Below are 18846 nucleotides of genomic sequence, written 5' to 3' on the forward strand. Positions count from 1 at the left end.
CCTGTGGCATCGGCGAGGAAAGCAGACGATCATGTCTCACCTGCTCGACACCGTCGACTCCGCGTCGCTGCGCAGCGACATCCCGACCTTCCGCCCCGGCGACACGGTCAACGTCCACGTCCGCGTCATCGAGGGCAACCGCTCCCGTGTCCAGCAGTTCAAGGGCGTCGTCATCCGCCGCCAGGGCTCCGGTGTCCGCGAGACCTTCACCGTCCGCAAGGTGAGCTTCAGCGTCGGCGTGGAGCGCACCTTCCCGGTGCACACCCCGATCGTCGAGAAGATCGAGGTCGTCACCCGCGGCGATGTGCGCCGGGCGAAGCTGTACTACCTGCGCAACCTCCGCGGCAAGGCCGCCAAGATCAAGGAGAAGCGCGAGAGCTGAGCTCGCGGACGGATCGCGGCGATTTTGCGCGACTACTGAGCTACCGCCGGATCGTCCGGCCGGGCCGGATAGGCTCTGGCCCGATGAACACCGAAGGACAGCTCGCGGAGCGCGACCGCTCTCCGGGCTCCGAGAAGGAGCACGAGGAGCGATCGCGCTCTTCGTATGCCCCCGCGCGGACCGGCGAGCCCCGGCCCGCGCGGAGACCGCCGCACGGGCTGGTCTGGGGCTGGCTGACCGGCGGCGGGCGCTGGCGGCGGGCGGCGCTGCTGGCGACCGGGTGTGCCGCGATCGTGCTGCTGGTGAGCGGCTTTGTGCTGCAGCCGTTCCTGATCCCCAGCGGTTCGATGGAGAGCACCCTTCGCCCCGGGGACCGGGTGCTTGTGAACAAGCTCGCCTACCGTTTCGGGGACGATCCGCGCCGCGGCGACGTTGTCGTGTTCGACGGAGCCGGTTCCTTCGGCGAGGAGGAGCCGTCCGGGAATCCGGTGACGGGTCTGCTGCGCAAGGCGGCCGCGGCGGTCGGGCTGGCCGAACCTGCCGAATCCGACTACGTCAAGCGTGTGGTGGGCATTGGTGGTGACCGGGTCACCTGCTGCGACGAGCGGGGGAGGATCGAGGTGAACGGTCAACCGGTGGACGAGCGCTATCTGCACCCCGGGGACAGCCCCTCGCGGGTGCGCTTCGACATCGTCGTGCCCGAAGGGCGGCTGTGGGTGATGGGCGACCACCGCGACGCCTCCCGGGACTCGCGCGACTACCTGGGCGCCCCGGGCGGGGGTACGGTCCCCGTCGGCAAGGTGATCGGCCGCGCCGAATGGATCGGCTGGCCGTTCGGCCGCTGGTCCGGCGTACCCCGGACGGACGCCTTCACGAGCGTGCCCGCGGCGCCCGGCCGGATACCGTCCGCCGCCCCCGGTGGTGCCCATGGGTAAGCGCGGGCGTCCTCGTACCAGGGGGCGCCAGCCCGCTCCGCCTCCCGGCGCCGATGGGGGCGCTCCCCGTCCGCCGGGCGAGCGCCGGGTGGGCGGGCGCGCGGAGCGGCGCAGGATCCAGCGCCGCATCAAGCGCAGGCGGCGCCGTTCGGCCGTCAAGGAGATACCGATCCTGGTGGGCGTGGCGCTGGTGATCGCGCTCGTCCTGAAGACCTTCCTGGTGCAGGCGTTCGTCATCCCGTCCGGCTCGATGGAGCAGACCATCCGGATCGGCGACCGGGTGCTGGTGGACAAGTTCACCCCGTGGTTCGGCTCCAAGCCGGAGCGCGGCGATGTGGTGGTGTTCAAGGACCCCGGCGGATGGCTGGACGACGAGCGGAAGCCGCCCAAGGACGACCCGCCGGTCATCAAGCAGGGCAAGGAGTTCCTGACCTTCATCGGGCTGCTGCCGTCCTCCGACGAGCAGGACCTGATCAAGCGGGTGGTCGCGGTCGGCGGCGACACGGTGGAGTGCTGCGATACGAACGGTAAGGTCACCGTCAACGGGACTGCGCTGAACGAACCGTATCTGCATCCGGGCAACCCGCCGTCGCAGAAGCAGTTCAAGGTGACGGTCCCTCAGGGGCGGATGTTCGTCATGGGCGATCACCGGTCCAACTCGGCGGACTCCCGGGTCCATTTGGACGAGCCGTACCAGGGCACGGTGCCGGACAACATGGTGGTCGGCCGCGCCGTGGTGATCGCGTGGCCGTTCGGGCACATGCAGCGGCTCGAGGAGCCGGGCACCTATGCCTCCGTGAAGGACGCGCCGAGTGGGGCGACCCAGGCCGAGGGCTCGGCACATAGGCTGTCCTCCATGGATCAGCAAGGAATGGTCCAGCTCCCGACCCCTGCGGAACTCCCGCTCGTTATGGGAGTGGTGGTCCTGCGCCGTTCGTGGGGCAGGCGGCAGTCAGGCGTGAGGAGTGGATGTGGGGGATTTGGCGGTCGGCGCACGATCCGGTCACGAAGAGCCCGAGAGGCAGCCCGGGACGGGGGCGGAGCGCCCCACGGACGCGGAGCACCCCTCGGACGGGGCGGACGACGCGCCCGAAGCCGGTGCACCCACGAACGGGGCGGCTGCCGCGCCCAGGGCGTCGGACCCACACGGAGCCGATGGCGGGCCGGAGCCCTCCGATGCCCAGGACGGACCCGGCGCGGCTGATCCGTCCGGGCCCGGGGACGAGGCGTCGAAGCCGGGCCCCGGGGAGCCCGGCGGGCCCGGGAAGCTCGGCAAGCCCAAGAAGGTGCGCTCCTTCTGGAAGGAGCTGCCGATCCTGGTCGTCATCGCGCTGGCTCTGGCGTTGCTGATCAAGACCTTCCTGGTGCAGGCGTTCTCGATCCCGTCCGACTCGATGCAGGACACCCTGCAGCGGGGCGACCGGGTGCTGGTGGACAAGCTCACCCCGTGGTTCGGCTCCGAGCCGGAGCGCGGCGAGGTGGTCGTCTTCCACGACCCGGGCGGCTGGCTCGGCGAGTCGCAGACCAGTAGCTCGGGCCCGGTCGCCGAGGGCATCCAGAAGGCTCTCAGCTTCATCGGGCTGATGCCGTCGGCGGAGGAGAAGGACCTGATCAAGCGGGTCATCGCGGTCGGCGGGGACACCGTTTCCTGCAAGCGTGGCGGCAAGGTCATGGTCAACGGCAAGCCGCTGGACGAGCCGTACATCTTCCCCGGGAACACTCCCTGTGACGAGAAGCCGTTCGGCCCGATCAAGGTGCCCGAGGGCCGGATCTGGGTGATGGGCGACCACCGTCAGGACTCGCTTGACTCCCGCTACCACCAGAACCTGAACGACGGCACGGTCTCGGTGGACGATGTCGTCGGGCGCGCGATCGTCATCGCCTGGCCCATCGGCCGCTGGAGCACCCTGCCGGTGCCGAGCACCTTCGACCAGCCGGGTCTGGGCGCCGCCGCCGCGATGGCCCCCTCGGCCCTGGGGTTCGCGGGCGCGCTGCCGATCGTGCTGTGGCGCCGCCGGCGGCTGATCGCCAAGGTTCGTACGGAGGCCACGAGCCGTCCGCAGCGGTTGACCGCCGACTGCTGACGGGGCCCGTACCGCCGGGTAAGGTGCGGTTCCGTGTGCCCCTGGGCGCACGGAACCTGATCTTCTACGTCTGTTGCGTACGGCGGGAGCACTGGAATGAGCGGAGCCCAAGGGGCGGGGGGCGGCAAGCCGCGGCGCACGCCCGGCAGCGTGCTGTCCGGGCTGGCGGTGGCCGTCGGCTGTGTGCTGTTCCTGGGCGGCTTCGTCTGGGGCGCGGTGCTCTACAAGCCGTACACGGTCCCCACCGACTCCATGGATCCGACGATCGGCAAGGGCGCCCGGGTACTGGCGGAGCGGGTCGACGGCGGCGATGTGCGCCGTGGCGATGTGGTGGTCTTCCGCGATCAGGTGTGGGGCGACCTGCCCATGGTGAAGCGGGTCATCGGGGTCGGCGGCGACCGGGTCGAGTGCTGTGACAAGCAGGGTCGGCTGCGGGTGAACGGCAAGGACCTCGAAGAACCGTATCTGCGCTCGGGGGAGCAGGCGTCCGCGTCAGCCTTCTCCACCACCGTGCCCAAGAACCGGCTGTTCCTGCTGGGCGACCATCGCAGCGACTCCCTGGACTCGCGGGTGCACCTCACCGACGAGGCGGGCGGCGCCGTGGAGCGCGGCGCGGTGGACGCCCGGGTGGACGCCACCGCCTGGCCGCTGGGTTCCTGGGGGACGGTGGGCCGGCCCGCCGCCTTCAAGGAGCTGCCGGGCGGGATTTCGCAGCCGGGGCCGCTGGGGCCGATCATGATCGCGGTCATCGTGGGCGCGGTGCTGATCCTGGCGGGCGCGGCCTACGGGCCGATCGCCCGGCGCAGGGCGGGCGGCGGCGCACGACGGGACCAGACGACGAAGGGGAAGGTGGCCGCGAATGGCTGAGGAACTGGGCGGAGCCGAGCAGGACAGCACGGACGAGCGGGAGCTGCGCAAGGTCGCCCGGGTGGTGCTGCTGGACCCGCAGGACCGGATTCTGCTGCTGCACGGCCTGGAGCCGGACGATCCCTCGTCCACCTGGTGGTTCACCCCGGGAGGCGGCCTTGAGGGCGATGAGACCCACGAGGAGGCCGCGCTCCGCGAACTCGCGGAGGAGACCGGGATCACCGATGTGCGGCTCGGCCCGCTGCTGTGGCGGCGGATCTGCTCCTTCCCGTTCGCCGGGCGGCGCTGGGACCAGGAGGAGTGGTACTACCTGTGCCGTACCCAACAGACCACGGCGCGCACCGGCGACGGGCTGACGGAGCTGGAGCGGCGGAGCGTGGCCGGTCTGCGCTGGTGGACGGTGGATGAGCTGGCCACGGTCACCGAGACGGTGTACCCGACGCAGCTGCCGGAGCTGTTGCGTACGCTGCTCGTCGAGGGACCCCCGAGTGCACCGGTGATCCTGGAGACTGAGCGCGTCTGACGCACAATGGGGGGACGCACGGCTGAAGGGGAACATGCCATGAGCGCCGAGGACCTCGAGAAGTACGAGACCGAGATGGAGCTGAAGCTCTACCGGGAGTACCGCGATGTCGTCGGTCTGTTCAAATACGTGATCGAGACCGAGCGCCGCTTCTATCTCACCAACGACTACGAGATGCAGGTGCACTCGGTCCAGGGTGAGGTTTTCTTCGAGGTGTCGATGGCCGACGCCTGGGTCTGGGACATGTACCGCCCGGCCCGCTTCGTGAAGCAGGTACGGGTTCTCACGTTCAAGGACGTGAATATCGAGGAGCTGAACAAGAGCGACCTCGATCTTCCGAGCGGCTGACTCGGCCACCGGGGCGGCTGACGTCGGCGCGGCTGACTCCACCTTCGGGGCGGCTCACTTCCGGGCGCTTCCGGGCGTTTCCGGGCGGCTGACTCAGTCTTCCGGGTGGCTGAGTTTTCCACAGCCGGACGGCTGTCCACAGAAATCCTCCAAGATCCCTGAGCGGGGCGCGGGGGCGTCACAGTCGGTGCCGGAGGTGGTGCCGAATGAACGCCCGAGGAGCGCTGGGCCGCTACGGCGAGGATGTGGCGGTCCGCACATTGGCGGAGGCCGGGATGACCGTCCTGGAGCGCAATTGGCGATGCCGGGACGGCGAGATCGACATCGTCGCGCTCGACGCCGGAGCGCTGGTGGTGTGCGAGGTCAAGACGCGCCGCGAGGGTGGTTATGAGCATCCGATGGCGGCCGTCGGACCGGATAAGACCGAGCGGCTGCGGTGGCTGGCGCGGCGCTGGCTCGAGCGGCACGGCGGGCCGCCGCCGGGCGGGGTGCGGATCGATGTGGTGGGGGTGGTGTTACCCCGCCGGGGTGCGCCCGTGGTCGAGCATGTGCGAGGGGTGGCCTGATGGGGTTCGCCCGTACCTGCTCGGTGGCGCTGGTCGGGGTCGAGGGCGTGGTGGTGGAGGTCCAGGCCGACCTGGAGCCGGGAGTGGCCGCCTTCACCCTCGTCGGGCTGCCGGACAAGAGCCTGGTGGAGAGCCGGGACCGGGTCCGTGCGGCCGTGGTCAATTCCGGCGGTGAATGGCCGCAGAGGAAGCTCACGGTCGGGCTCAGCCCGGCATCCGTCCCCAAGGGCGGCAGCGGCTTCGACCTGGCCGTGGCCTGTGCGGTGCTCGGCGCGGCCGAGCGCGTGGACCCACGGGAGATCGCCGATCTGATGATGATCGGCGAGCTGGGCCTTGACGGCCGGGTGCGGCCGGTCCGTGGTGTGCTGCCCGCCGTGCTCGCCGCCTCCGAGGCGGGCTATCGCCAGGTGGTGGTCCCCGAGCAGACGGCGGCGGAGGCCGCCCTGGTGCCCGGCGTCTCGGTGCTGGGCGTCCGGAGCCTGCGCCAGCTGATCGCGGTGCTGACGGACGAGCCGGTGCCCGAGGAGGAGGAGCCCCAGGAGCTGGGCCGCCCCGATCCGATGCTGGCGGGGCTCACCGTGCCCGGCGCCGGTATGGGCACCGGTGTCACCGCGGTGCCCGGGGCCGGGGCGGGGCGTCCCGATCTGGCCGAGGTCGCCGGGCAGCGGGCCGCGCGCACCGCCCTGGAGGTCGCGGCGGCTGGCGGTCACCACCTCTTTCTGAACGGGCCTCCGGGTGCCGGGAAGACCATGCTGGCCGAGCGGCTGCCGGGGCTGCTGCCCCCGCTCACCCAGCAGGAGGCCCTGGAGGTCACCGCGGTCCACTCGGTCGCCGGGGTCCTCCCGCCGGGGCAGCCCCTGGTGGAGACCCCGCCGTACTGCGCCCCGCATCACTCGGCGACCATGGCCGCGCTCGTCGGCGGGGGCAATGGCCTGCCGAGACCCGGCGCGGTCTCGCTCGCCCACCGTGGCGTGCTGTTCCTGGACGAGGCCCCCGAGTTCAGCGGTAAGGCGCTGGACGCCTTGCGGCAGCCCCTGGAGTCCGGGCATGTGGTGGTGGCCCGGTCCGCCGGGATGATGCGGATGCCCGCGCGCTTCCTGCTGATGCTCGCGGCCAACCCCTGCCCCTGCGGGCGCCACGGTCTGATGGGAGACGTCTGCGAGTGCTCACCCTCCACGGTCCGCCGCTATCAGGCACGGCTGTCCGGACCACTGCTGGACCGGGTGGATCTGCGGATCCGGGTCGAGGCGGTGACTCGGACCGAGCTCACCGGGGCGCGCGGCGAGTCGGAGAGCAGCGCGTCCGTCGCGGCCCGGGTCCGGGAGGCCCGGGAGCGGTCCGCCGCCCGCCTCCATGGCACCCCTTGGCGGCTGAACAGCGAGGTGCCGGGCCATGAGCTGCGCACCCGCTGGCAGCCGTTCCCCGGTGCGCTGCGCGAGGCCGAGCGCGACATGGAGCGCGGACTGCTCACCGCCCGGGGGCTCGACCGGGTGCTGAGGGTCGCCTGGACCGTCGCCGACCTGGCCGGGCACGACCGGCCCATGGCACCGGACATCGCCCAGGCGCTGCAGCTGCGCACCGGGCTCAGCCGCGGGGTGCCGGTCCCGGCGGGGGAGTGCTGATGCCCGGTCGTTGGGCGGGCGGCCGCGGTGCCGTTCCCGCGCTGTTCCCCGAGCCCGGGCAGGGACAGGGCCGCTGGGAGGAGGGGCCGGGGCTTCCGGAGGGGCGCGGCCTGGACGAGAGGGGTGCCCCGGAGGAGGGCCAGGAGCCTCAGGAGGGGCGAGGCGGCCGGCGCGAAGGACAGGGGTTAAGCGAGCAGCGGGCCACCCTGGACGAGGGGCAGGAGGTCCCGGAGCGGCGGCCCGCCCCGGACGAAGGGCAGGAGCTTCCCGAGCGGCGGGGCCTTCCGGACGAGGAGCGGCTGGCCCGGGCGGCGCTCACCCGGCTCGTGGAACCCGGAGACGAGACCGTGGGGCGCTGGCTGCGCCGTATGGGGCCGGTGGCGCTGTGGCGGGCGCTCACGGGGAAGGACAAGCCCCCGCCCGGGGCCACCGGAGAGCGGCTGGCCGGATGCGCACTGCGGGCGGCCGGGGTGGACCCGGTCGCCGACCTCGCGCTGATCGCCCGGTGCGGAGGACGGTTCATCTGCCCCGGCGATCTGGACTGGCCGGGTCAGCTCGACGATCTCGGTGACGCTCGCCCGGTCGGGTTATGGGTGCGCGGCCGGTCCGACGTGCGGATGTGGGCGCTGCGCTCGGTCGCCGTGGTGGGCGCGCGGGCCTGCAGCGACTACGGCGCGCATGTCGCGGCGTCCCTCGGCGCCGGGCTCGCCGAGCGGGGCTGGGTGGTGGTCTCCGGGGCGGCCCACGGCGTGGACGGCGCGGCTCACCGAGGGGCACTCGCCGCGGGCGGGGCCACCGTCGCGGTGCTCGCCTCCGGTGTGGACGTCCCCTATCCGCGAGCGCACGCCGAGTTGATCGAGCGCATCGCGGAACAGGGCCTGATTCTGGCCGAGTTGCCGCCCGGAGCGCATCCGACGCGCCCCAGATTCGTGCTCCGCAACCGGGTCATCGCCGCCCTCACCCGCGGCACGGTCGTGGTCGAGGCCCAGTACCGCAGCGGATCGCTGGTCACCGCGCGCCGGGCACAACAGCTCGGGCGGTCCACCATGGGGGTGCCCGGGCCGGTGACCAGCGGGCTCTCGGCCGGGGTGCATGAACTGCTGCGCGGCGAGGCAGTCCTGGTCACCGACGCCGCCGAAGTGGCCGAGCTCATCGGTGGTATCGGAGACCTCGCCCCGGAGCGGCGGGGGCCGCTGGTCGAGCGTGACCTCCTCGATCCCGTGACGGCACGGGTGCTGGAAGCGTTGTCGGCACGGGGCGGCAACCATCTGCGCGATGTGGCCCGGGATTCCGGGACCGGCTGCGACGAGGCCCTGGGCCGGCTCCATGAACTGCTCGCCCTGGGCTTTGTCGAACGTCATGGCGATCGATGGGAGTTGGTCCCGCCCCTGCGCAGGAGCGACGGCGCACGGCGAGGCGATGCCCCGAATCAGGGCAATTGGGTGAAAGGGTTGAGGCGATGACCGTATCCGCACACCGCCGAGCCGACGTCCTTCGCATACCGCGACGCCTCAGTCACGCTACGCTCACAAGGTTTCCGGCGGAAGCGTACGTCCTCACCCATGTCATGGCAGAACGGCTCAAGGCGACGAATGCCCCAGCACATCTCCGGGTCTGACAGCACGGCGCCGCCCGCGGCCCGCGGCGCGGTGCACCCTGCCGCGCCCTCATCGCTCGACGAGCTGTGGAGGTCGTACAAGACCACGGGCGACGGCCGGCTGCGGGAGCAGCTGATCCTTCACTACTCGCCGCTGGTGAAATATGTGGCCGGTCGGGTCAGCGTCGGACTGCCCTCCAATGTCGAGCAGGCGGACTTCGTCTCGTCCGGGGTCTTCGGACTCATCGACGCCATCGAGAAGTTCGACCCCGAGCGCGCCATCAAGTTCGAGACCTACGCGATCACCCGGATCCGCGGCGCGATGATCGACGAGCTGCGGGCCCTGGACTGGATTCCGCGGTCGGTGCGCCAGAAGGCCCGGGCCGTGGAGCGGGCGTACGCGACGCTGGAGGCCCAGCTGCGCCGCACCCCCTCGGAGGCCGAGGTGGCCCATGAGATGAGCATCAGCCTCGAGGAACTGCACGGCGTCTTCAGCCAGTTGTCGCTCGCCAATGTGGTCGCCCTGGAGGAGCTGCTGCACGTGGGCGGCGAGGGCGGCGACCGGCTCAGCCTCATGGACACCCTCGAGGACACCGCGGCGGACAACCCGGTCGAGGTGGCCGAGGACCGGGAGCTGCGACGGCTGCTCGCCCGGGCGATCAACACCCTCCCGGAGCGGGAGAAGACCGTGGTCACGCTCTACTACTACGAGGGGCTTACGCTCGCCGAGATCGGCCAGGTGCTCGGCGTCACCGAGAGCCGGGTCAGCCAGATCCACACCAAGTCGGTGCTCCAGCTGCGGGCGAAACTCGCTGACGTCGGGCGCTGAATCGTCCCTCCGGCATCGCCCTCCGGGCGCCCTCTTCCGTAGAGTGGTCGGGTGCCCAGGATTCGAGCGGCCTCAGTGGCCGAGCACCGGACGATGCAGCGCGCGGCCCTGCTGGAGGCCGCCCGCACCCTGCTGTCCGAGGGTGGTACGGAGGCGCTGACCTTCCCCGCCCTCGCCGAGCGCACGGGACTCGCACGATCCTCCGTCTATGAGTACTTCCGCTCCCGCGCCGCCGTGGTCGAGGAGCTGTGCGCCGTGGACTTCCCGGTCTGGGCCGCCGAGGTCGAGGCCGCCATGGAGCGGGCCGACGGGCCCGAAGCCAAGATCGAGTCGTATGTCCGCCGACAGCTCGCGCTCGTCGGCGACCGTCGGCACCGCGCGGTGGTGGCGATCTCCGCCGGTGAGCTGGACGCGGGCGCGCGGGAGAAGATCCGGGCCGCCCACGGCGGGCTGATCGCCATGGTGGTCGAGGCCCTTGCGGCCCTCGGGCATGAGCAGCCCCGGCTCTCGGCCGTGCTGCTCCAGGGCGTCGTGGACGCCGCGGTACGGCGCATCGAGCTCGGCGCGGCCGAGGATCCCGGGCGGATCACCGAGGCAGCAGTCACCATGGCCTTGCGCGGCGTCCGGGGCTGACCGCCCGGCCCTTCCACTGCCCCAGCGGCTGCGCCCGGGTCGCGACTCGGGCGCTGCGGGGCGCGGCCCGGGCGGCCCGGACCGGCCCGGGCGGCCCAGCCGGATCCGGGCCCAGAGGGATGCCGCCACCAGCGCCGCGGCCGTCGGCAGCCGGGTGTCCCCGGCGGGGGAGGTGAGCCCGGAGACCGTGGGCGCGTCGCGCACCCCGAACACGGGAAGCAGCCGGGAGGGCCCGCCCCGCAGCATCGACAGCGGCAACAGTGACAGCGGATCGAGATAGCGGTCCGCGCGGCGCAGCCCCCAGTGCAGACAGCCCGACCGGCAGTGGAAGGGGCCCGGCGCCACCATGCCGACCACCTGCCCGGCGGTCACCCGCTCCCCCTTGGCCACCGTCGCGCGCACCGGTTCATAGGTGGTGCGCAGCGGAGGGGAGCCGGTCCCGGACACCTCGATCACCAGCACACCACGGCCCGCGACCGGGCCCACGAAGCTCACCCGCCCCGGGCCCGCCGCCCGGACCCGCTCGCCCGGGCGCGCAGCGAGGTCGACCCCGCGATGCCCCGCCGCCCAGGGCGTCGGAGGCGGCCGCCAGCCCCTCAGGACGGCAGGCCGCACCGCACCCGGCGCACCGTCGACCGGCCACGATCGCTGCCCGTCCGGCCTCGACCGCTGCCCGTTCGGCCTCGACCGCTGCCCGTTCGGCCTCGACCGCTGCCCGTTCGGCCAGGACCGTCCCCCGCCCGCCCTCGTCCCCGGCTCCGGATCCGGCGCCGCACGCGGAGCAGACGCCACACGCGGAGCAGACAAGGCACGCGGAGTAGACAAGGCACGCGGAGTAGGTGCCGCACGCGTGTCCGGCGCCGTGGCCCGTGCCGCGGGAAGAGGGAACACCAGCAGAGAGGCCGTCGGCACCGACAGCACAAGCGGCGCCGAGAGCACGAGAATCACCGGGGCAAGAGCCCACCCCACCACAAGCCTTCGCATGCCCCCACGATGGCCGGGCGGCCCGAAACGGGTGGATCATGGATGGAATCTGGGGACTACTCACGGGTTGTGGATAACGCCGTCACCCGGCACCGTACCGGTCCCGTACACTTCTTATGGCGATCCGGGTCACCGGATCGACTTCGCACGCCCCGCCACCGGTGCTCCGATCGCGCATCGGTCAGCTCGGTGGCCGCGCCCCTCGGTCCTCGGACGACCCCCCAAGGGCCCCGTCCGTGGCAGGCGCGCCGGGACGTCAGGAGCGGTGGCCGCCCGGCCGCCGTGGAACCGAGTACCTCAAGGAGTACGGCCATGGCCGTCGTCACGATGCGGGAGCTGCTGGAGAGCGGCGTCCACTTCGGGCACCAGACCCGCCGCTGGAACCCGAAGATGAAGCGCTTCATCTTCACCGAGCGCAACGGCATCTACATCATCGACCTGCTCCAGTCGCTGTCGTACATCGACCGCGCCTACGAGTTCGTCAAGGAGACCGTCGCCCACGGCGGCTCCATCATGTTCGTCGGCACCAAGAAGCAGGCGCAGGAGGCCATCGCCGAGCAGGCGACCCGCGTCGGCATGCCGTACGTCAACCAGCGCTGGCTGGGCGGCATGCTCACCAACTTCTCGACCGTCTACAAGCGCCTGCAGCGCCTCAAGGAGCTCGAGCAGATCGACTTCGAGGATGTGGCCGCCTCCGGCCTCACCAAGAAGGAGCTCCTGGTCCTCTCCCGTGAGAAGGCCAAGCTGGAGAAGACCCTCGGCGGTATCCGCGAGATGCAGAAGGTGCCGAGCGCCGTCTGGATCGTGGACACCAAGAAGGAGCACATCGCCGTCGGTGAGGCGCGCAAGCTCCGGATCCCGGTCGTCGCGATCCTCGACACCAACTGCGACCCGGACGAGGTCGACTACAAGATCCCGGGCAACGACGACGCGATCCGCTCCGTCACGCTGCTCACCCGGGTGATCGCCGACGCCGTCGCCGAGGGCCTTATCGCCCGTTCCGGCGTCGCCACTGGTGACGAGAAGGCCGACAAGGCCGCAGGTGAGCCGCTCGCCGAGTGGGAGCGCGACCTTCTCGAGGGCGAGAAGAAGGCTGACGAGGCCGAGGCCAAGCCGGCCGAGGCCGCCGCGGACAAGCCCGCCGAGGAGGCCGCCAAGCCTGCCGAGGAGGCCGCCAAGCCCGCCGAGGACGCTAAGCCCGCCGAGGACGTCAAGCCTGCCGAGGCCCCCGCCGCGGGCACCGAGCAGGGCTGACCACTCAGACGTCACTCAGACGGTGTAATGACGGCGGGGGACGGTGCCAGTGGTGGCGCCGCCCCCGCCGTTCACCCGTAGAGCTTTCGACTTTCGAGAAGAGATTCACAGATCATGGCGAACTTCACCGCCGCCGACGTCAAGAAGCTCCGCGAGCTGACCGGCGCCGGCATGATGGACTGCAAGAAGGCGCTGGACGAGGCCGAGGGGAACGTCGACAAGGCCGTCGAGATCCTGCGCGTCAAGGGCCAGAAGGGCGTGGCCAAGCGCGAGAGCCGCCACGCCGAGAACGGCGCTGTCGTCTCCCTCATCGCGGACGACAAGGCCTCCGGCGTGCTGCTCGAGCTGAAGTGCGAGACCGACTTCGTTGCCAAGGGCGACAAGTTCGTGGCCGTCGCCGACGCCATCGCCGCCCACGTCGCCAAGACCTCCCCGGCCGACCTGGAGACCCTGCTGGCCTCCGAGATCGAGGCGGGCAAGACCGTTCAGGCGTTCGTCGACGAGGCCAACGCGACCCTCGGCGAGAAGATCGTCCTGGACCGCTTCGCGCAGTTCTCCGGCGCCTTCGTCGCGACGTACATGCACCGCACCAGCCCGGACCTGCCGCCGCAGGTCGGCGTCCTGGTCGAGCTGGACAAGGAAGACGCCGCGGTGGCCAAGGACGTCGCGCAGCACATCGCCGCCTTCGGCCCGAAGTTCCTCACCCGCGACGACGTCCCGGCCGAGACGGTCGAGAACGAGCGCCGGCTCGCCGAGGCCACCGCCCGCGAGGAGGGCAAGCCCGAGGGTGCCCTGCCGAAGATCATCGAGGGGCGCGTCACCGGCTTCTTCAAGGAGAACGTCCTGGTGGACCAGCCGTTCGCCAAGGACAACAAGAAGTCCGTCCAGAAGGTCCTGGACGAGGCCGGTGTCTCGCTCAAGCGCTTCGCCCGTTTCCGCGTCGGAGTCTGAGCCGAGCAGCGAATGACCGGCGACCCCGATAGGGTCGTAGGCAGCCAACCGTCGACCGGTCGGCCGCAGATATGACGAGGAGGCCATTGCCGCAGAGGTCGTAACAGGACCCGTCCGGCAGTGGCCTTCTTCGTATGTGCACGAGGAGATCTCCAATGAATCACGGCGCGGACGCCAAACAGGCCGCCGACGACAAGAAGGCGCACGGCGCGGCCCCACACGGCCGCTTCCTGCTGAAGCTGTCCGGCGAGGCGTTCGCCGGAGGCGGGGGACTCGGTGTCGACCCCGATGTCGTGCACGCGATCGCCCGCGAGGTCGCCGCCGTGGTCAGGGACGGTGCCGAAATCGCCATCGTCATCGGCGGCGGTAACTTCTTCCGCGGTGCGGAGCTGCAGCAGCGCGGCATGGACCGGGCCCGCTCGGACTACATGGGCATGCTCGGAACCGTCATGAACTGTCTCGCCCTCCAGGACTTCCTGGAAAAGGAGGGCATCGACTCCCGCGTCCAGACCGCCATCACCATGGGCCAGGTCGCGGAGCCGTATATTCCGCTGCGTGCGGTGCGTCATCTGGAGAAGGGCCGTGTGGTCATCTTCGGCGCGGGTATGGGTATGCCGTACTTCTCCACGGACACCACCGCGGCCCAGCGAGCGCTGGAGATCGACGCGCAGGCCCTGCTCATGGGCAAGAACGGTGTGGACGGGGTCTATGACTCCGACCCCGCCCGCAACCCCGACGCGGTGAAGTTCGACGCCCTGGAGTACGGCGAGGTGATCACCCGGGACCTCAAGGTCGCGGATGCCACCGCGATCACCCTCTGCCGGGACAACAAGCTCCCCATCCTTGTCTTCGAGCTCCTGGCCGAAGGAAATATCGCGCGTGCGGTGAAGGGTGAGAAGATCGGCACGCTGGTGAGCGACCAGGGCTCCCGGGCCTGACGGCTCGAACGGGGGATGGACAACGGCCTGCCGGTCGGACACCGTGCAGGGGAAGACGCACGCAGGGGCGAGGCTCTGCTTACTGATAACACCAGGAGCAAGTGGTGATCGAAGAGATCCTCCTCGAGGCCGAGGAGAAGATGGAGAAAGCCGTTGTGGTCGCCAAGGAGGACTTCGCCGCGATCCGCACCGGGCGTGCGCACCCGGCGATGTTCAACAAGATCGTGGCGGACTACTACGGTGCGCTGACGCCGATCAATCAGCTGGCGTCGTTCTCGGTGCCGGAGCCGCGGATGGCAGTGGTCACGCCGTTCGACAAGACCGCGCTCCGCAACATCGAGCAGGCGATCCGGGACTCCGACCTGGGCGTCAACCCGAGCAATGACGGCAACATCATCCGTGTGGTGTTCCCCGAGCTCACCGAGCAGCGCCGTAAGGAGTTCATCAAGGTCGCCAAGGGCAAGGGCGAGGACGCGAAGATCTCGATCCGCAGCGTCCGCCGCAAGGCCAAGGAGTCCATCGACAAGCTGATCAAGGACGGCGAGGTCGGCGAGGACGAGGGGCGCCGCGCCGAGAAGGAGCTCGACGACACCACGGCGAAGTATGTCGCGCAGGTGGATGAGCTGCTCAAGCACAAGGAAGCCGAGCTGCTCGAGGTCTGATGAACGACTCTTCCTGGGGGGCCCCACCAAGCACCGGACTCCGGGGACCGGGCGGTCAGGGCACCTCCCCCGGCTATGGCTGGGAGGTGCCCACTTCTTCGGCGGGTCCCGCGCACGAGGTGGGTGAGGCGGCGCAGACTCGCCCCATGCCCACCGTGCCCCAAGCAGGCGGCGACTTCGGCGAGGCCGCCGACCGTGACCGGGGGGCCGCTCGGCTGAGCGGCCCCCTCTTCCGCGACGAGCGGGAGCCGCAGCCCGGACCCCGGCAGCCCGCAGGGCGCCGTCCGACGCCCTCCGACCCCGCGCCCGACCCGGCCTCCGCCGACGACGGCGCGTCCGGCGCCGGTGCCGGGCAGGGGAAGAAGAGCGCGGGCCGGAATCTGCGCGCCGCGATAGGGGTGGGCATCGGCCTCGGTGTGATCATCTTGGCCTCGCTCTTCATCTACAAGCCGGTGTTCGTCGGCGTGGTGGCGGTCGCGGTGGTGGTCGGGCTCTGGGAGCTGACCTCGCGGCTGACCGAGCGCAAGGACATCCGGGTCCCCCTGGTACCGCTCGCCGTCGGCGGGGTCGCCATGGTCGTCGCCGGCTATGTGCGCGGCGCCCAGGGCGCGGTGGTCGCCGTCGCCCTTACGGCGCTCGCGGTGCTGGTGTGGCGGATGACCGAGCCGCCCGACAACTACCTCAGGGATGTCACCGCGGGCGTCTTCGCCGCCTTCTACGTGCCATTCCTGGCCACTTTCGTGGCGCTGATGCTCGACACCGACGACGGCCCGTGGCGGGTCCTGACCTTCCTGCTGCTGACCGTGGTCAGCGACACCGGGGCGTACGCGGTGGGCTGGCGCTTCGGCAAGCATCCGCTGGCCCCGCGCATCAGCCCCGGAAAGACCCGCGAGGGGCTGCTGGGCGCGGTGACCTTCGCGATGGCCGCGGGCGCCCTGTGCATGCAGTTCCTCATCGACGACGGCATCTGGTGGCAGGGCCTGCTGATCGGCCTCGCCGCCGCGGTCAGCGCGACCCTCGGCGACCTCGGTGAGTCCATGATCAAGCGCGACCTCGGCATCAAGGACATGGGCAAGCTGCTGCCCGGCCACGGCGGCATCATGGACCGGCTCGACTCGCTGCTGCCCACCGCGCCGGTGGTGTGGCTGCTGCTGGTGATCTTCGTGGGCGGTGGCTGACCGCGCCCGCCCACGGGCCCCGTGCCACTCCCGGCGCGGGGCCCTTCGTACGTCTGCGACACTGGGTGAACCATGCCTAAGCCCGGAGAACTCACCTTCGTCGCGCCGCGTGGGGCCAAGAAGCCCCCGCGGCATCTTGCCGACCTCACGCCCGCCGAGCGCCGGGAGGCCGTCGCCGCCCTCGGGGAGAAGCCCTTCCGGGCAGGTCAGGTGTCGCGTCACTACTTCGCGCGCTATGCCGAAGACCCCGCTCAGTGGAGCGATATCCCCGCCGCCGCACGCGAGAAGCTGGCCGCCGGGCTGCTGCCGGACCTGATGAGCGTGGTGCGCCACATCAGCTGTGACGACGACACCACGCGCAAGACGTTGTGGCGGCTGTTCGACGGCACGCTCGTGGAGTCCGTTCTGATGCGCTATCCGGACCGGGTGACCATGTGCATCAGCTCTCAGGCGGGCTGCGGGATGAACTGCCCGTTCTGCGCCACCGGGCAGGCGGGGCTGGACCGCAATCTGTCCACTGCCGAGATCGTCCACCAGATCGTCGACGGGATGCGGGCCCTCCGGGACGGGGAGATCCCCGGCGGTCCGGCCCGGCTGTCCAACATCGTCTTCATGGGCATGGGCGAGCCGCTGGCCAACTACAACCGCGTCGTCGGCGCCATCCGCCGGCTCACCGACCCCGAGCCCGACGGCCTCGGCCTCTCGCAGCGCGGTATCACCGTCTCGACCGTCGGCCTCGTCCCGGCGATGCTGCGGTTCGCCGACGAGGGCTTCAAGTGCCGCCTCGCGGTGTCCCTGCACGCGCCCGACGACGAGTTGCGCGACACCCTCGTGCCGGTTAACACCCGCTGGAAGGTGCGCGAGGTCCTGGACGCCGCGTGGGAGTACGCGGAGAAGTCCGGCCGCCGGATCTCCATCGAGTACGCGCTGATCAAGGACATCAACGACCAGGCGTGGCGCGCCGATCTGCTCGGCCGGCTGCTCAAGGGCCACCGGGTGCATGTGAACCTCATCCCGCTCAACCCGACGCCCGGCTCCAAGTGGACGGCGTCGCGGCCCGAGGACGAGAAGGCGTTCGTGGCGGCCCTGGAGGCCCATGGGGTGCCGGTGACCGTCCGGGACACCCGGGGCCAGGAGATCGACGGTGCCTGCGGGCAGCTGGCGGCTTCGGAGCGCTGAGCACCGGCTGATACGGTGCCAGGGCACCGTCGCATCACGCGATCGTCAGAGAAGTGAACAACCGTACAAGTGAACATTCCGACAGGGGAGCGCTCAGAGCGCTGAGAGTGCGGCAGGGCCGCAGACCCTCGGACCTGATCCGGGTCATACCGGCGTAGGGAGTCAGCATCATCATGAACAGCCAGTTTCGGCGTGCCGTCCCGGCCGCCCTCCTCGGCTCACTGGCCTTGAGCGCGCTCGTCGGCTGTGGCGAGGACACCAAGAACGGCTCGGACTCCAAGACGGTCACCCTGGTCACGCATGACTCGTTCGCGGCCTCCAAGGCGGTCCTCAAGGAGTTCACCAAGGAGACCGGCTACAAGGTGCGCGTGCAGGCCGGGGGCGACGCCGGAGCCGCCGTCAACCAGGCGATCCTGTCCAAGGGCCACCCCCAGGGCGATGTGTTCTTCGGTGTCGACAACACCCTGCTCTCCCGGGCGCTGGACAACGACCTGTTCACCTCCTACACGGCGAAGGGCGTCGACAAGGTCCCGGCGGCCCTGCAGCTCGACCGGGCCAAGCACCGTGTCACGCCCGTCGACTTCGGCGACATATGCGTCAATTACGACCGTAAGTACTTCGCCGACAAGAAGCTGACGCCGCCCCGGACGCTGGACGATCTGACCAAGCCCGCTTACGAGAACCTCCTCGTCACCGAGAACGCGGCCACCTCGTCCCCCGGTCTCGGCTTCCTCCTCGCCACGGCCGCGAAGTACGGCGACGACGGCTGGAAGGGCTACTGGAAGAAGCTGCGGGCCAACGGCGTTGAGGTCGTCGACGGCTGGGAGCAGGCGTATTACGACCGGTTCTCCGGCTCGGCGGGCGGCGGCAAGGGCGACCGGCCGCTCGTCGTCTCCTACGCCTCCAGCCCGCCCGCCGAGGTGGCCGACGCCAAGAGCAAGCCCGCGAAGGCCCCCACCGGGGTGGCGACGGGCACCTGCTTCCGGCAGGTGGAGTTCGCCGGGCTGCTGAACGGCGCGGGCAACACCAAGGGCGGCAAGGCGCTGCTGGACTTCCTGCTGAGCAAGCGGTTCCAGGAGGACGTCCCGCTGAACATGTACGTCAACCCGGCGCGCGAGGACGCCGAGCTGCCGGAGCTGTTTACCCGATACGGGGTCAGGATCGCCGACTCGGCCACCCTGGCGCCCCAGAGGATCGCCAAGAACCGTGAGCCGTGGGTCAAGACATGGTCCTCGCTGGTCCTGTAGAGCCCCGGGAGAACCGTAAGACGGCCGGCGGCCACCGTAAGGCTGCCACGGCGGACCGCGGCGGTCG

Annotated in this window: 19 protein-coding genes, 1 pseudogene and 1 riboswitch; of the genes and pseudogenes, 19 read left to right on the forward strand and 1 reads right to left on the reverse strand. The window is 70.8% G+C overall.

Annotated elements, in window-relative coordinates:
- Nucleotides 1-31: 31 nt before the first annotated feature.
- The 12 genes from rplS to VT50_RS30960 all read left to right on the forward strand — a co-directional run bounded on the left by rplS (nucleotide 32) and on the right by VT50_RS30960 (nucleotide 10386).
- Nucleotides 32-382 carry a 50S ribosomal protein L19 gene (gene rplS / locus VT50_RS30905; protein ID WP_046087409.1) on the forward strand — a complete coding sequence of 117 codons (351 nt, stop codon included), beginning with the start codon at nucleotides 32-34 and terminating at the stop codon, nucleotides 380-382.
- Between the two features lie 83 nt (nucleotides 383-465).
- Nucleotides 466-1317 carry a signal peptidase I gene (lepB, locus tag VT50_RS30910; protein WP_046087408.1) on the forward strand — a complete coding sequence of 284 codons (852 nt, stop codon included), beginning with the start codon at nucleotides 466-468 and terminating at the stop codon, nucleotides 1315-1317.
- Nucleotides 1310-2521 (forward strand): signal peptidase I, encoded by a 1212-nt coding sequence (lepB, locus tag VT50_RS30915; protein WP_046087407.1) that lies wholly within the window; start codon nucleotides 1310-1312, stop codon nucleotides 2519-2521. The genes lepB (VT50_RS30910) and lepB (VT50_RS30915) overlap by 8 nt, the downstream gene beginning before the upstream one ends.
- 82 nt (nucleotides 2522-2603) lie before the next feature.
- Complete coding sequence (lepB, locus tag VT50_RS30920) at nucleotides 2604-3401, forward strand: signal peptidase I (RefSeq protein ID WP_046087406.1); 798 nt, start codon at nucleotides 2604-2606, stop codon at nucleotides 3399-3401.
- Nucleotides 3402-3497: 96 nt separating this feature from the next.
- Nucleotides 3498-4268 carry a signal peptidase I gene (lepB, locus tag VT50_RS30925; RefSeq protein ID WP_046087405.1) on the forward strand — a complete coding sequence of 257 codons (771 nt, stop codon included), beginning with the start codon at nucleotides 3498-3500 and terminating at the stop codon, nucleotides 4266-4268.
- Nucleotides 4261-4791 carry an NUDIX hydrolase gene (locus VT50_RS30930; RefSeq protein ID WP_046087404.1) on the forward strand — a complete coding sequence of 177 codons (531 nt, stop codon included), beginning with the start codon at nucleotides 4261-4263 and terminating at the stop codon, nucleotides 4789-4791. The genes lepB (VT50_RS30925) and VT50_RS30930 overlap by 8 nt, the downstream gene beginning before the upstream one ends.
- A 39-nt stretch (nucleotides 4792-4830) precedes the next feature.
- Complete coding sequence (locus VT50_RS30935; protein ID WP_004944840.1) at nucleotides 4831-5139, forward strand: DUF2469 domain-containing protein; 309 nt, start codon at nucleotides 4831-4833, stop codon at nucleotides 5137-5139.
- 206 nt (nucleotides 5140-5345) lie between these two features.
- Nucleotides 5346-5705 (forward strand): YraN family protein, encoded by a 360-nt coding sequence (locus VT50_RS30940; RefSeq protein ID WP_046087403.1) that lies wholly within the window; start codon nucleotides 5346-5348, stop codon nucleotides 5703-5705.
- On the forward strand, nucleotides 5705-7327 hold the full coding sequence (locus VT50_RS30945) for a YifB family Mg chelatase-like AAA ATPase (protein ID WP_046087402.1): 1623 nt from the start codon (nucleotides 5705-5707) through the stop codon (nucleotides 7325-7327). Before VT50_RS30940 ends, VT50_RS30945 begins: the two co-directional genes overlap by 1 nt.
- Nucleotides 7327-8790: a DNA-processing protein DprA gene (gene dprA / locus VT50_RS30950; RefSeq protein ID WP_240529377.1), complete on the forward strand. Its 1464-nt coding sequence runs from the start codon at nucleotides 7327-7329 to the stop codon at nucleotides 8788-8790. The genes VT50_RS30945 and dprA overlap by 1 nt, the downstream gene beginning before the upstream one ends.
- Nucleotides 8791-8919: 129 nt before the next feature.
- On the forward strand, nucleotides 8920-9753 hold the full coding sequence (gene whiG, locus VT50_RS30955) for an RNA polymerase sigma factor WhiG (RefSeq protein WP_046087401.1): 834 nt from the start codon (nucleotides 8920-8922) through the stop codon (nucleotides 9751-9753).
- 75 nt (nucleotides 9754-9828) lie between these two features.
- The gene (locus tag VT50_RS30960; protein WP_075200401.1) at nucleotides 9829-10386 is read left to right on the forward strand and encodes a TetR/AcrR family transcriptional regulator; all 558 of its coding nucleotides are present in this window, start codon (nucleotides 9829-9831) and stop codon (nucleotides 10384-10386) included.
- A 327-nt stretch (nucleotides 10387-10713) separates the two neighbouring features.
- On the opposite strand, the pseudogene VT50_RS41465 reads toward VT50_RS30960, so the two are convergent.
- A pseudogene (locus tag VT50_RS41465) lies at nucleotides 10714-11370 on the reverse strand (peptidoglycan DD-metalloendopeptidase family protein); the annotation flags it as partial.
- Nucleotides 11371-11682: 312 nt separating this feature from the next.
- Between VT50_RS41465 and rpsB the strand changes: the two are divergent.
- The 7 genes from rpsB to VT50_RS31000 all read left to right on the forward strand — a co-directional run bounded on the left by rpsB (nucleotide 11683) and on the right by VT50_RS31000 (nucleotide 18779).
- On the forward strand, nucleotides 11683-12624 hold the full coding sequence (gene rpsB, locus VT50_RS30970; protein WP_046087400.1) for a 30S ribosomal protein S2: 942 nt from the start codon (nucleotides 11683-11685) through the stop codon (nucleotides 12622-12624).
- Nucleotides 12625-12738: 114 nt separating this feature from the next.
- Complete coding sequence (gene tsf, locus VT50_RS30975; RefSeq protein WP_046087399.1) at nucleotides 12739-13575, forward strand: translation elongation factor Ts; 837 nt, start codon at nucleotides 12739-12741, stop codon at nucleotides 13573-13575.
- Nucleotides 13576-13730: 155 nt separating this feature from the next.
- Nucleotides 13731-14513 carry a UMP kinase gene (pyrH, locus tag VT50_RS30980; RefSeq protein ID WP_020868133.1) on the forward strand — a complete coding sequence of 261 codons (783 nt, stop codon included), beginning with the start codon at nucleotides 13731-13733 and terminating at the stop codon, nucleotides 14511-14513.
- Nucleotides 14514-14617: 104 nt separating this feature from the next.
- Nucleotides 14618-15175 carry a ribosome recycling factor gene (gene frr / locus VT50_RS30985; RefSeq protein WP_030834259.1) on the forward strand — a complete coding sequence of 186 codons (558 nt, stop codon included), beginning with the start codon at nucleotides 14618-14620 and terminating at the stop codon, nucleotides 15173-15175.
- Nucleotides 15175-16353 carry a phosphatidate cytidylyltransferase gene (locus tag VT50_RS30990; RefSeq protein WP_046087398.1) on the forward strand — a complete coding sequence of 393 codons (1179 nt, stop codon included), beginning with the start codon at nucleotides 15175-15177 and terminating at the stop codon, nucleotides 16351-16353. Before frr ends, VT50_RS30990 begins: the two co-directional genes overlap by 1 nt.
- 72 nt (nucleotides 16354-16425) lie before the next feature.
- Nucleotides 16426-17532, forward strand: a complete 1107-nt coding sequence (gene rlmN, locus VT50_RS30995; protein WP_046087397.1) for a dual-specificity RNA methyltransferase RlmN — start codon at nucleotides 16426-16428, stop codon at nucleotides 17530-17532.
- A gap of 73 nt (nucleotides 17533-17605) precedes the next feature.
- Nucleotides 17606-17710, forward strand: a riboswitch (TPP riboswitch).
- Nucleotides 17706-18779: a thiamine ABC transporter substrate-binding protein gene (locus VT50_RS31000; protein ID WP_046087396.1), complete on the forward strand. Its 1074-nt coding sequence runs from the start codon at nucleotides 17706-17708 to the stop codon at nucleotides 18777-18779. (Overlaps the previous riboswitch by 5 nt.)
- Nucleotides 18780-18846: the final 67 nt, after the last annotated feature.

This window comes from Streptomyces antioxidans, from assembly GCF_000968685.2.
Classification (GTDB): domain Bacteria; phylum Actinomycetota; class Actinomycetes; order Streptomycetales; family Streptomycetaceae; genus Streptomyces; species Streptomyces antioxidans.